Origin of the sequence: Amycolatopsis marina, assembly GCF_900111885.1 — a bacterium.
Classification (GTDB): domain Bacteria; phylum Actinomycetota; class Actinomycetes; order Mycobacteriales; family Pseudonocardiaceae; genus Amycolatopsis; species Amycolatopsis marina.
Window position 1 is genome coordinate 57,096 of the sequence record NZ_FOKG01000022.1, and the last position, 13,112, is coordinate 70,207.

Annotated in this window: 12 protein-coding genes; 10 read left to right on the forward strand and 2 right to left on the reverse strand. The window is 68.2% G+C overall.

The annotated features are described in order from the left end of the window. Positions 1 to 26 precede the first annotated feature (26 nt). Entirely contained in the window at positions 27 to 1,205 is a 1,179-nt protein-coding gene (locus tag BM199_RS27555) for a mandelate racemase/muconate lactonizing enzyme family protein (protein WP_245788795.1), read from the reverse strand. Then, the gene (locus BM199_RS27560) at positions 1,202 to 2,281 is read right to left on the reverse strand and encodes a LacI family DNA-binding transcriptional regulator (protein ID WP_091677494.1); all 1,080 of its coding nucleotides are present in this window, start codon (positions 2,279 to 2,281) and stop codon (positions 1,202 to 1,204) included. Before BM199_RS27560 ends, BM199_RS27555 begins: the two co-directional genes overlap by 4 nt. 212 nt (positions 2,282 to 2,493) lie before the next feature. Between BM199_RS27560 and BM199_RS27565 the strand changes: the two genes are divergently transcribed. The 10 genes from BM199_RS27565 (at position 2,494) to BM199_RS27605 (ending at position 13,106) form a co-directional block, all read left to right on the forward strand. Beyond that, positions 2,494 to 3,372 carry an ABC transporter permease gene (locus BM199_RS27565; protein WP_091677497.1) on the forward strand — a complete coding sequence of 293 codons (879 nt, stop codon included), beginning with the start codon at positions 2,494 to 2,496 and terminating at the stop codon, positions 3,370 to 3,372. A gap of 15 nt (positions 3,373 to 3,387) precedes the next feature. Then, entirely contained in the window at positions 3,388 to 4,407 is a 1,020-nt protein-coding gene (locus BM199_RS27570; RefSeq protein WP_091677500.1) for an ABC transporter substrate-binding protein, read from the forward strand. A 3-nt stretch (positions 4,408 to 4,410) separates the two neighbouring features. Beyond that, positions 4,411 to 5,244, forward strand: a complete 834-nt coding sequence (locus BM199_RS27575; RefSeq protein WP_091677502.1) for an ABC transporter ATP-binding protein — start codon at positions 4,411 to 4,413, stop codon at positions 5,242 to 5,244. A gap of 107 nt (positions 5,245 to 5,351) precedes the next feature. Further along, on the forward strand, positions 5,352 to 6,344 hold the full coding sequence (locus BM199_RS27580; protein WP_091677505.1) for a hypothetical protein: 993 nt from the start codon (positions 5,352 to 5,354) through the stop codon (positions 6,342 to 6,344). 11 nt (positions 6,345 to 6,355) lie between these two features. Then, positions 6,356 to 9,547, forward strand: a complete 3,192-nt coding sequence (locus BM199_RS27585) for a ThuA domain-containing protein (protein WP_091677507.1) — start codon at positions 6,356 to 6,358, stop codon at positions 9,545 to 9,547. Continuing rightward, positions 9,544 to 10,416 carry a sugar phosphate isomerase/epimerase family protein gene (locus tag BM199_RS27590; protein ID WP_091677509.1) on the forward strand — a complete coding sequence of 291 codons (873 nt, stop codon included), beginning with the start codon at positions 9,544 to 9,546 and terminating at the stop codon, positions 10,414 to 10,416. The genes BM199_RS27585 and BM199_RS27590 overlap by 4 nt, the downstream gene beginning before the upstream one ends. Positions 10,417 to 10,519: 103 nt before the next feature. Next, complete coding sequence (locus BM199_RS27595) at positions 10,520 to 11,494, forward strand: threonine ammonia-lyase (protein ID WP_091677512.1); 975 nt, start codon at positions 10,520 to 10,522, stop codon at positions 11,492 to 11,494. Positions 11,495 to 11,541: 47 nt separating this feature from the next. After that, positions 11,542 to 11,949, forward strand: a complete 408-nt coding sequence (locus BM199_RS27600) for a nitroreductase family deazaflavin-dependent oxidoreductase (RefSeq protein ID WP_091677514.1) — start codon at positions 11,542 to 11,544, stop codon at positions 11,947 to 11,949. 143 nt (positions 11,950 to 12,092) lie between these two features. After that, positions 12,093 to 12,266, forward strand: coding sequence for a hypothetical protein (locus BM199_RS34030; RefSeq protein ID WP_177242814.1), 174 nt, complete (start codon positions 12,093 to 12,095; stop codon positions 12,264 to 12,266). A 39-nt stretch (positions 12,267 to 12,305) separates the two neighbouring features. Continuing rightward, the gene (locus BM199_RS27605) at positions 12,306 to 13,106 is read left to right on the forward strand and encodes a lysophospholipid acyltransferase family protein (RefSeq protein ID WP_091677516.1); all 801 of its coding nucleotides are present in this window, start codon (positions 12,306 to 12,308) and stop codon (positions 13,104 to 13,106) included. Positions 13,107 to 13,112: the final 6 nt, after the last annotated feature.

The window sequence follows — 13,112 nt, forward strand, 5'->3', positions numbered from 1 at the left end:
CGAGCGGCCAGCTTGCTTCGGTGGGGTCAGGAAGCGCGCTGTGCCAGCACATCGAGCGCGAGTTCGCGGACCACCTGCTCGTCCACCTCGACGCCGAGGCCGGGGCCCGTGGGCACCTGTGCGACCCCGTCGCGAACCAGCACGGTCTCGCCGGTGGCGTAGACCGAGTCGACGAACTGCCGGCCGTTGAGGTCCACGGGGGTGTCGACGCCGAAGGCGGCGAACAGGTGCAGTGACGCCGCGAGTCCGAGGTCGGAGTCGGTCAGTCCCGACCCCATCAGGGACACGCCGCTGTCCTGCGCGAGTGCGCACAGCCTGCGCGACAGGGTGAGACCGCCACTGCGCTGGACCTTCGCGATGGCGATGTCCACGGCGTCGAGCCGGACGAAGGTGGCGAGGTCGCTCGGATGCCGCAAGCTCTCGTCGAGTGCGACGGGAACGGCCGAGTCCTGACGCAGCCGCCGCAGGCCCGCCACGTCGTTGGCGGGCAGCGGTTGTTCGAAGGCGTGCACGTCGAGTTCGGCCAGCCGCCTTGCCATTCGCAGTGCGGAACTCGCCGAGTACGCCTGGTTCGCATCCACCCACAGCGGCGCGTCCGGAGCCGCTTCGCGAACCGATCGGACCACGTCGAGGTCGGCGCGCTCGTCGTGCAGGCCGATCTTCACCTTGACCGCCCGGTAGCCAAGCTCCCTGCCCTCGGCGACCCGGTCGGCGACCTCGGCGGCGGACTGGCCGGACACCATCCAGCCGAGTTCCACCGTCTCCTGCCTGCGCTGTCCCCAGAGCACGCCGACCGGAACGCCGAGCGCGCGCCCGAGCAGGTCGTGCAGCGCGACGTCGACAGCGGCCTTGGCCAGCGGTGCGCCGATGGAGAAGCCCCTGTTGATGGCGCGGTCGAAAGCCGCGCTCACTCCGTCGAGATCCCAGCAGGGCCTGCCGAGAACCGCGGGGGCGAGGTACCGCTCGATGGTGGTGACGATCGATTCGCTGGTCTCGTAGGTCCACGCCGGAATCGGCGTCGCCTCGCCCCAGCCCGTGACGCCCTCGGCGCTGACCTTCACCAGTACCCGGACGCTCGGGGTGCCCACGGTCGCGACGGCGCCCCCGGAGACGCCGAACGAGCGGAGGGTCGGCAGTGCGACAGCGAAGGTCTCGACCCTGTCGATGGTCAGCCCGCTGAGATCGCCCGCGTTCGGCCCGATCACCGGGAGGCCCCCTTCGCGGTGCCCTTCGCCGCGCCGGTGCCACCGGGAGGAGGTGGCGCGGTACTTTCGCGGAGCACGACCTCGCCTGCCATCCGCAGGATCCGGCTCCGTGCGCTCGTGGTGTCGCGCACGGCGAGTTCCATGGCCCGCTCGCCGAGTTTCTCCAGCGGCAGCGCGACCGTGGTCAGTGGTGGCGTGAGGTCACGGACCACCGGGATGTCGTCGAATCCGGCGAGGGACAGATCGTCCGGAACGGACAGCCCGGCCTCACGGGCCGCGGTCAGCGCACCGATGGCCATGACGTCGGTGACGGCGAAGACGCAGGTCGCCTCGAGGCCCCTGGCGAGCAGCTCGCTCATGGCGGCGTGCCCGCCGTCCCTGGTGAAGGGCGCCTCGACGATGGACTGCTCGTCGAGTTCCACGCCGGCTTCCCCGAGTGCTTCCCGGAAGCCGCCGAGACGGTCCACGACGGTGGTCAGCGCCCGCGGGCCGGTGAGCACGGCGAACCGGCGGTGGCCGAGGGCGAGCAGGGCGCGGGCCAGTGCCGCGGCCCCTTCCCGGTTCTCCGGTTGCACCGTGTCCACGCGCAGGCTGCGGTGCCTACTGACGACCGCCACCTGTCCGCCGCCCTTGCGGTAGGGGTCGATCTCGGCGGCCAGTGCCCGTTCCCACGCGCGGTCCTCGAAACCGGAACCGATGAGCAGGATCGCCGACGCCCGCTGTGCTCGCAGGGTCGAGACGTAGGCGATCTCCTTCTGTGGATCCCTGAAGGTGCTGGCGAGCATCACCAGCAGGCCGTTCTCGCCTGCGACCCGCATGATTCCGCGAGCCACACCGGCGAAGTAGGGGTCGCTGACGTCGTGACAGATGACGCCGACCGTGCGGTGGGTGGCGCCGGCCAGCGCCTGCGCGTGTGCGTTCGGCGTATAGGCGAGTTCGGCCGCCGCGGCGAGCACGCGATCGCGTAGGTCGGACTTGACCTTGGTGGTCCCGTTGAGGGCGCGGGATGCCGTCGCGAGGGAGACCTCGGCGGCACGGGCTACGTCCTCGAGTGTCACGTGTGGCCGGTCGTTCATCCGCCCTGTCCTCTGTTCGCGTGGTGGGATGCCTGTAGTCGGAGCCCGGAGACGAAGTCCTTGACCGGTTCACCGGGTATGCCTACTCTACCTGAAAGCGCATTCAGAAAGCGCATTCATCGGACACGGACGAGCTGAGTTCACTTTGTCCCGGCCGAGCCGGATATCAGGTTAACGTGCCAGGCCAATGTGGGCCTGCGGAGGCGAGGGTCATGGTCACGCAAACCCCTGCGGATGGTCTCGACCGCGCGGCGAACGATGCGCCTGACGGCGTCGTCGAACGTCAACGGCCCGGGATCGCCCAGCGTGCGGCCGGACTGGCAGAGCGGGCATGGCGGCCGGTCGCGCTGCTGCTCGGGATCTTCGCGCTCTGGTGGCTGGTGACCGCGGCGGAGTGGATCGAACCGTATCTTGTGCCCTCCCCCGGGGACACCATCGGAGCGATCACCGACAACCCGGAGTACTTCTGGGAGCACACCTGGACGACCGGTTACGAGACGCTGCTCGGGTTCGTGATCGCGGCGGCGATCGGCGTGTTCGCGGCCGTCGTGATGGTGTACTCCTCGACGATCGAGAAGACGCTGTACCCGCTGCTGTTGTTCGCACAGGTGATTCCGAAGATCGCGATAGCGCCGCTGTTCGTGGTGTGGCTCGGGTTCGGGCTCGGTCCCAAGATCGTGGTCGCGGTGCTGATGGCGTTCTTCCCCGTCGTGATCTCGATGGTCACCGGGTTGAAGTCGATCGACCCGGAGATGCTGCAGTTGTCGGCGACCATGGGCGCCAAGCCCGCGCAGACGTTCTGGAAGATCCGGTTTCCCGCCTCGCTGCCACACTTGTTCTCCGGGCTGAAGGTCGCGGCCACGATGGCGGTCACCGGAGCGGTGGTCGGCGAGTTCGTCGGAGCGGACGCCGGACTCGGATTCGTGATCCTGCAGGCCAACGGAAATCTTGACACCCCCGTGCTCTTCGCGGGGTTGCTGGTGATGTCGCTGCTGGGGGTCCTGCTGTTCGTGGTGGTGGAGTGGGCCGAGCATCTGCTGCTCCCGTGGCAGGCGAGCCGCCGCACGGACTCCGTCACGACAACGATGTAGAGAAGGAGTACGTCCATGAAGGTTCGTGCAGTGATCGCCGGCGCCGCCGCTGTGCTGCTGCTGGCGGCCGGGTGCGGCGGATCGGAACCCGCCACCACGACCAATGCCGAGGGCGAGCAGCTCGATCGCGTCACCCTGACGCTGAACTGGTACCCGTACGGTGAACACGCACCGTTCTACTACGGCAAGTCCGAGGGCATTTTCGAGAAGCACGGCATCGACCTGGAGATCAGGGCGGGCCAGGGATCGCAGAAAACCGTTCAGGCCACCGCGGCGGGACAAACCGACTTCGGCTGGGCAGACACTCCCGCGCTGCTCGCCGGAGTCAGCCAGGGGCTTGAGGTCAAGAGCATCGGTGTGTTCCTGCAGACGACGCCGTCCTCGGTGCAGTTCTTCAGCGAGCAGAACATCAGTTCGCCTGCCGATCTGAAGGGCAAGACCATCGCGAGCACCGCAGGTGACGCACTGAGCCGGACCTTCCCCACGTTCCTCGAGGCCAACGGTCTCGCCGAGGGAGATGTCTCGTTGCAGAACACCGACGCCGCGGGCAAGATGGCCGCGGTCATGTCGGGACAGACCGACGCACTGCTCGGCTATGCCACGGACCAGGGGCCGACGATGCAGGAGAAGGCCGGCAAGCCGGTGTCCTATCTGCGGTTCGCCGAGCACGGCCTGAACTTCTTCAGCAACGGGCTGCTCACCTCCCTGGACACGCTCGAGGAGCGGGAGGACCTGGTGCGGCGAATGGTGGCCGCGTCCAGTGAGGCGTGGACCGCGGCGGCCGGCGACCAGGACGCCGCGGTCGCGGCGATGCAGGGGGCCTCCGAGCAACTGCCCTCCACCCAGGTGCTCTCCGAGCAGTTCGCCAGCACGCTGGAGCTGCTGCACACCGAGGCCACCGAAGGTATGGCGCCGGGCGTCAACGACGAGGCCGACTGGCAGCAGACGATCGACATCTTCGCCGGGGCAGGCGTGATCGAGAGCCCCGAGGCGCCCAGTGCGTACTGGGACGCCGGTCTGGCACCGAAGGGATAGCGGATGAGGCCGGGAAACAGCACTGCCGAACGGACCGAGAGCGCCGGAGTATCGCTCGCAGGCGCGACCGCCGCGGTCGAACTGGACGACGTCGCGGTGCGGTTTCGCACGAAGAAGAAGGACGTCACCGCGCTGAGCGAGGTGACACTACGGGTTGAGCAGGGCGAGTTCGTCGCGATCGTCGGTCCTTCCGGGTGCGGCAAGTCCACATTGCTCAAACTGGCGTCTGGATTGCTGCGGCCGTCCAACGGGCAGGTGCGGCTACTCGGTGATTCCGTAACCGGCCCCCGGCGGGACATCGGATACGTGTTCCAGCGCGCTGCCCTGCTCGACTGGCGTTCGGCGCGTCGGAACATCCTGCTGCAGGCCGAGATGCGGCACATGCCCGCCGCGGAGGCGGCACGCCGTACCGATGAGCTGATCGAGATGACCGGGCTCACCGGCTTCGGGGACGCGTACCCGCACGAACTGTCCGGGGGCATGCAACAGCGGGTGGCGTTGTGCCGTGCGTTGCTGCACCGGCCGCCGGTGTTGCTCATGGACGAGCCGTTCGGTGCGCTGGACGCGCTGACGAGGGAACAGATGAACGTCGAGCTGCGGCGAATCTGGCAGGAGACCGGTACGACCGTGCTGCTGGTGACGCACTCGATCGCGGAGGCGGTCTACCTCGCCGACCGGGTGGTCATGATGACGGCGCGGCCCGGCACGGTGGCCGGGGTTGTCGACGTCGGTCTCCCGGCGGACAGGGACTACGGCGCGACCATGGCCGAGCCCGAGTTCGCCAGGGCCACGAAGGAGATCCGGGCGCACCTCGGCGCCGCATCCGCCGCCGACTGAGTGTCGGCAGGCAGTACCGAAAAATCACCACCGCCGCACCCACAACCGAATAACCCGGCGATCACCAGAGTAAGCGCTTTCATCGACTACTCAACGGAGAGAATCGCATGTCGAAAGTCAGATGCGCTCGATCGATATCCCTCGGCGCGCTCGCAGCGGCGACGGCCGGCCTGGTGCTCGTGGCTCCGCCCGCGAGTGCGGGGCTGACCACACACTGCGCCGGAACAGCGGGTGCGGTCACCGTGCCAGGTGATCTGCTGGTGCCCGAAGGTAAATCCTGTGTGCTGGACGGCACCACGGTAACCGGGGTCGTCACGGTCGCCGAGGGGGCCAACCTGATCATCACCGGCGGTGCGTTCGAGCAGGGCGTCACCGTGCTCGACGACGGGTTCTTCGACGCCGAGTTGACCGGAATCGGCGGCGGTGTCCGCATGATCGATGCCTACGGCACATATCTCGCGGATCTCACCACTGGGGGTGGCCTGCGCGTGGAGGCTCCGGAGCATCCGGAGCGGGCGACGTACGCCTACCTCAGCGGAGCCACGGTCGGCGGTGACGTGAGTTCCCGCGCGGGCGAACTGTACGCCGAGCACTCCATCCTGCGGTCCGGGCTCTCCGGTGCGGAGGTGTCCTATGTGGATCTTTACGATGTCGTGCTGGAAGGCGACCTTGCCGTTCGCGACGCGCAGCTCGGATCCGTCGTCTGCGGAAGCGAGGTGTACGGCGACGCGCATTTCACGGACAACTCCGGCACTGTCCAGGTCGGCGCGGACGGCCCCGTGGCGAGCTGTGCCGCCGCCGGCTACTGGGACGGTGACGTGCGGATCGCCGACAACACGGCCCACGTCCGGGTGAGTGGCAACATCATCCGGGGTGACCTGTCGGGAACGGGCAACGCCCCCGCGCCCGAGGTGTCCGGCAACCGCGTCCGCGGCGAGGCCTCCGGTCAGTTCGACACCTCCTCGGCGGCCCGTGCGGAAGCCATGGCGGACAACCGTGCCGGGCAGGCGGACCGTGGCGCGGCGCTCGCCGAGCAGACGCGGGACCGGCGTTCGGCCGCACAGGCCGTCGCCGTCGCCGCGGGCCCGGTCGAGCTGTGAGGGGGCCGACGATGAGAATCACGCGTCGCCGTCTGCCCGCACTTCTCGCGTCCCTGCTCACGGTCGCACTCGCACTCGGGGTGGCGCTCGCGCCGCCGGTCGCCGCCCAGCCGAGGTTCTCCGTGCTGGTCTTCTCCAAGGTGACGAACTTCTACCACGACTCGATTCCCGCGGGAATCGCGGCGATAGAACAGCTCGGGGCAACGCACGGGTTCGAGGTCGAGGCCACCGATGACGCGGGTGCCTTCACCGACGAGAACCTGGACCGGTTCGACGTGGTGGTCTTCAACAACACCAACTCGACGCCTCAGTCGGGCGACCTGCTGGACTCGGACCAGCGGGCGGCGTTGCAGCGCTACATCCGCGACGGCGGCGGTTGGACCGGGCTGCATGCCGCCTCGGCGAGTGAGCGTGACTGGCCCTGGTACGAGGGGCTGGTCGGGGCGATCTTCGACTATCACCCCGCTCCACAGGTCGGCAGGGTCAAGGTGCTCGACCGTGCGCATCCGTCCACACAGGATCTTCCGGAGCTGTGGGAGCAGCACGAGGAGTGGTACAACTGGAAGACCAACCCGACGCAGAAGGTGCACACACTCGCCCAGATCAAGGTGCGGGACGGGGTCGATGGCCTGGACGAGGGTGTCGATCACCCGTACTCGTGGTGCCAGAACTACGACGGCGGCCGCTCCTGGTTCACCGCGGGTGGGCACGACGCGGGGAAGTTCTCCGACGAACTGTTCCTGCGGCACCTGCGCGGGGGCATCGAGTGGGCGGCGGGCGCGGTCGAGGGTGACTGCTCGGCCACGCAGACCGGGACCTTCCAGCGGATTCCGTTGGTGACCGAAGGGCTGGCCGACCCGTTCGAACTCGCGGTCGCACCGGATCGGCGGGTGTTCTTCGTCCAGCGCACCGGAGCGCTCAAGATCGTGAACCAGGACACGCTCGAGGTCACGACCGCACTCGACTTCCAGTACACCCCGGAGATGACCAGCCAGTCCGACGGGTTGCTCGGGCTTACCCTGGACCCGGACTTCGCCGAGAACAACTGGGTCTACCTGCTGTACTCCGACAAGGTGGAGAACAGGCTGAACCTGTCCCGCTTCACGGTGACCGGCGACGTGGTGGACCCGTCGTCGGAAAGCAGGCTGCTGGAGATCCCGACCTTCCGCAACGAGGGCAGGGCCAACTCGCACATGGCGGGCTCGATCACGTTCGACACGAGGGGAAACCTCTACATCGCCACCGGGGACAACACCGATCCGTTCGCCTCGGACGGTTTCACCCCGATCGACGAGCGTGACGGGAGGCGTGCGTGGGACGCGCAGGGCACGTCGGGCAACACGAACGACCTGCGGGGCAAGGTCCTCCGGATCACGCCACAAGACGACGGGACCTACACGATCCCCGAGGGCAATCTGTTCCAGCCGGGCACGGCGAAGACGCGTCCGGAGATCTACGTGATGGGGCTGCGCAATCCCTTCCGCATCACCGTCGACCCGCTCACCGACGCCTTGCTGGTCGGCGACTACGGACCGGACGCCAGGCAGGCCGTTCCCGACCGGGGTCCGGAGGGGACGGTCGAGTTCAACCGGATCACCGAGGCGGGAAACCACGGCTGGCCCTACTGCACCGGGGACAACACCCCGTTCAACGACTACGACTTCGCGACGGGCACGTCGGGGCCGAAGTTCGACTGTGCCAACCCGGTCAACGACTCACCCAACAACTCCGGGTTGACCCAACTGCCGCCCGCCACGCCCGCCTGGGTCTGGTATGCCTACTCGGAGTCCGCGCAGTTCCCGGAACTGGGCACCGGTGGTGGCGGTCCGATGGCCGGACCGGTCTACGACCACGACCCGGACAACCCGTTGGTCACGAAGTTCCCCGAGTACTTCGAGGGCAAGTGGCTCAACTACGAGCTGACCCGGAAGTGGTTCAAGGCGTTCTCGGTGCAACAGGAGGATCAGACGTTCACCGATGCCCGGTTCGATCCGGCGAAGGCGGGCGACCTGCTCTCGATCAACGGCGTCTTCGCGGACATACCGTGGATCCAGCCGTTCGACGCGCACTTCGGGCCGGACGGCTCGCTGTACGTCATCGACTTCGGCGAAGGCAGCGGCACCGGTCGCGGTGGCAGCAACGAGGGTTCCGGGATCTACCGCATCGACTACGTGGCCAACGGTCGTGCGCCGACCGCGGAGATCACCACCTCGGCCGACTCGGGCCGCAGGCCACTCACCGTCGAGTTCTCCAGTGCGGGCTCCGAAGGTGGCCCCGACGAGGCGCTCACGTACGCGTGGGACTTCGAGAACGACGGGGTCGTCGACTCGACCGAGGCGAATCCGGCGCACACCTACACCGAGGCGGGCCAGTTCACCGCACGGCTGACGGTGACCGGGGAGAAGAGCGGGCTGACGGCCGTCGCGGTCACCCGGATCACCTCCGGAAACACCCGGCCGGACGTGCGCATCGAGATGCCCCCGCACGGAGGCATGTTCGAGTTCGGCGACATCATCCCGTTCGTCGTCCGGGTGACCGATCGCGAGGACGGCAGGATCGACTGCTCGAAGGTGGTCGTGCAGTCCCAGTTGGGTCATGACGACCACCTGCACCCGATGGACAACGTCGCCGGATGCAGGGGTGAGGTGCGCACCGACTCCGGGGACAGCCACGGACCCGGGCAGAACCTCTACGCGGCGCTCAGCGCCACGTACGCCGACGGCGGTGGCCGGGGCGGTGTCCCCAGCCTCACCGGATCCGCGCACGCGACCCTCGAGCCAAAGCACAAGGAGGCCGAGCACTTCGAGCACACCGGCGGCGACGGTTCCGGAACTCAGGTCCTGAACCGGGCCGACGCCTCCGCGGGTAAACGACTCGGTGAGATCGAGCACGGTGACTGGGTGGCGTACGAACCGGTCAACCTGACCTCCATCGACTCGGTGACGCTCGCGGTGAGTTCCGGCGGTATCGGCGGGACCGTCGAGTTCCGGGCCGATTCGCCTGCCGGCGAACTGCTCGGCTCCGTCGCGGTACCCAACACCGGAGGCTGGGGCGAGGTGATCACGCCGACGGTGCAGCTGGCCGATCCAGGTCGCAGCATCACGTTGTACCTGGTGTTCACCCATCCCGAATGGACGCAGGACAAGCCGGATCTGCTGTCGCTGGACCGGCTCGACTTCAACGGCGAAGGAGTGGGGCGATGACTGAGCAGATCGGGCTTGCCGGTTCCCGGCGCGGTTTCCTGAAACTCGCGCTCGGCGCGGCCGCGGTCGCGGGCACCGGCGTCTGGGCAGGCGGAGGTGCGGCCGCAGCCGCGGGGCTGACCCGGGTGCCACCCGGGCACATCGGAATCCAGTTGTACACGGTCCGCTCACTGATGACGGTGGACGCACAGGGCACACTCGACGCGCTTGGTGCGATGGGCTACTCGACCGTCGGTGTGAGCGGGTTGTACGGGCACAGTCCACATGAGTTCAGGGCGATGCTCGACCGCGCCGGACTACGTGCCGTGCTGACCCACGTGGGCCTGGACACGATCCGCGGAGACTGGCAGCAGGAACTGGAGGACGCCCGCGTTCTCGGTGTCCGTTACGTGGTGGTGCCCTGGCTGCCGGACTCGTTGCACAATCCGGCCGGGTACCGGCAGTTGGCTGCCGAGTTCACCGAGGCGGGCAAGGCAGCACGCGGTGCGGGCCTGAAATTCCTGTACCACAACCACGGATTCGACTTCCGCGCCGTTGACGGTCAGGTGCTCTACGACATCCTGCTCGACGAGACCGATCCCAGGTTCGTGAACTTCGAGCTGGATCTCTACTGGATTGTCGACGGTGGCAAGGATCCGCTGGACTACTTCGACCGGTATCCAGGCAGGTTCCCGGTCTTTCATGTGAAGGACAGGGCGCAGGACGGCTCGTTCGAGGATGTGGGGTACGGCACATTGGACTTCGCGGAGATCTTCCGCGGACAGCGGGATTCCGGGGTGCTCGAGTACGTCATCGAGCATGATCAACCCGCCCAGCCGCTGGTCAGCGCGGAACGTAGTTACCGATATCTGCGCACCATGCGGTTCTGAGCTTGTCCGAGAACAACAGTCAGCGGCGCGGGCATGCCTGCCGGGGCACGCCCGCGCCGCCCTTACTTGCTCATCCGGTTGCCGGAGCGGGCAGACTGTACTCGTGCAACTGGTGAAGATCGAGGACATCCGGGACGCCGCTGAGCGCATTCGCCACGCCGTCGTCCACACCCCACTCCTGCCGTGCCCCTGGGCCGATCCGGACCGGCCGCTCTGGTTGAAACCCGAGAGCCTCCAGCCCATCGGCGCGTTCAAACTTCGCGGCGCCACCAACGCGATCGCCCGGTTGAGCGAGAGCGCCCGTGCGCGCGGCGTGGTCGCCTATTCCAGCGGCAACCACGCGCAGGCAGTCGCGTATGCCGCGCGTGCCGTCGGGGTCAAAGCCAGCATTGTGATGCCGGATGTGACGCCCCAGGTCAAGATCGACCGGACGCGCGAGTACGGCGCCGAGGTCGTCCTCGTCCCCATCGCCGAGCGGGAGTCGGCCGCCGAGGAGATCGTCGAGCGGACCGGCGCGGTGCTGATCCCGCCGTTCGATCATCCCGACATCATCGCCGGGCAGGGGACCGCAGGGCTGGAGATCGGCACCGACCTGCCCGATGTGGAACTCGTGCTCATCCCGGTCAGCGGGGGCGGCCTCGCGTCCGGGATCGGCACCGCGATCAGGGCGTTGTGCCCGAACGCGGCGGTGTTCGGAGTGGAGCCCGAACTGGCGGGCGACGCCAGGGAGAGCCTGCTTGCCGGATCCCTGGTGGACTGGCCGATCGAGGACAGGGCACGCACCGTGGCCGACGGCCTGCGCTCGCAGCCCTCCGAGCTGACCTTCGCGCACCTGCGCACCGTGCTGGACGGCATCGTGACCGTGGGGGAGGACCAGATCCGCTCGGCGATGGCCGTGCTCGCCCGCAAGGGCAGGCTGGTCGTCGAGCCCAGTGGCGCCGTCGGGCTGGCCGCCTACCTGGATCACGCCGCCGAACTGCCCGTGGGCCGGACGGTCGTGGTGGTGTCGGGCGGCAACGTGGATCCGGCGCTGCTGGCCGATGTGCTCGGACAGCGGGACTCCGGCTCGCGGCAGTAGCGTGGCCGGGTAGTTGAGTTCTCACGAGTCGTCTGAAGGGAAGGTTCATGCTGTTCGGTGACGAGCACGTTCGGCGTTATGAGGAGACCGACGGCGAGGTCGGGCACATCTGGGAGAAGGGCGCGCCGGTCCTGATCCTCACCACGAAGGGCCGCAAGACCGGCGAGGACCGCAAGTTCGCGTTGATCTACCAGGAGCACGAGGGCAACCACGTCGTCGTCGCCTCCAAGGGCGGCGCCGACACGCATCCTGGCTGGTACCTGAACCTGCGGGCCAACCCTGAGGTGCGGGTGCAGGTCGGTGCGGACAAGTTCACCGCGCGGGCCCGTACAGCCGACGGCGAGGAGAAGGCCGCGGTGTGGCCGAAGCTGGTCACGGTCTGGCCGGACTACGACGAGTACCAGAAGAAGACCGAGCGTGACATCCCGGTGGTCATTCTCGAACGCGCGTCCTGACCGGACCTTTCAGCACCCTCCCGTGGCCACGCCCCGGGAGGGTGTTCGCTTGCCAGGGCCGCTACCGTTGAACGTGCTCGTCGCTCCTTCTGCCACCGCTTCGTCACGGCCCGACAGCCCAATCGTCTGAGGGGATGAGGAAGATGTCGCAGCAGTCGTCGGTCGATGTCGCGGGCCTGCTGGCGAAACTCGCCGAGGCGCAGCATGCCGCCGAGCGCGGCGAGCTGGACCCGGCCGAGCTTCCGGGACTGGTTCGCGCGCAGCGCATCGTGCGCGAGCTGGGCGGTTGGCCTGTCGAGGCCGACTCCGACCGATAGCGTCCTATCCACCACACCACCGACGGACGATTACCTCATATGCTGCTGCTCCGCAGGTCCCGGTTCCGCTGGGTCAAGCTGAACGCCGACGCCCGCGCTTCCGAAAACACCCCGCTGACCAGGGCACAGGCGGTGCGGCTGGGGTCGCGCTTCCCGCGGCGGGGGCGGGGTCGCTGGTTCGGGGTCGCCATCGACGTCATCTGGCCGTTGCTGGTGCTGGGTGCCCGGCTGCGCTTCCGGGGCACCGAACACCTGCCGAAGGACGGGGGAGTGCTGGTGGCGTCCAATCACCTATCCTTCGCCGACCCGGTCACGATGACGGCCTTCTGCCTCGCCGGCGGCCGGATTCCCCGGTATCTCGCCAAATCGGAGCTGTGGTCGGGCCGCGTGGTGGGGTCGGTGATGAGCTCGGGCAAGCACATCCCGGTGCAGCGCGATGTCGGTGCCAGGGCGGCCTATCTCGCGTACAAGGCCGCGGTGGACGCCGTGCGGGACGGTGAGTGCGTGGTTGTGTTCCCGGAGGCCGGATTCTCCACCCGGGATGACGGCTGGCCGAGCGACGGCAAGGCGGGACTGGCAAAAGTGGCGCTCACCACAGGTGTGCCGGTCGTGCCGGTGGCCAACTGGGGCACGCATCACCTGCTTCCGCCGGACTCGAAGCTGCCCAAGGTGTTCCCCAGGCGCACGGTGACCCTGGTGGCGGGGCCGCCCGTGGACCTGTCCGACCTGGCCGGACCGCGTCCGACCAGCAGCGCGGTCGCCGAGGCGAACGTGCGGGTCATGGCCGCGGTCACCGAGTTGCTCGCCGAGGTGCGCGGAGAAACCCCGCCCGCTGCGTGACCCCTC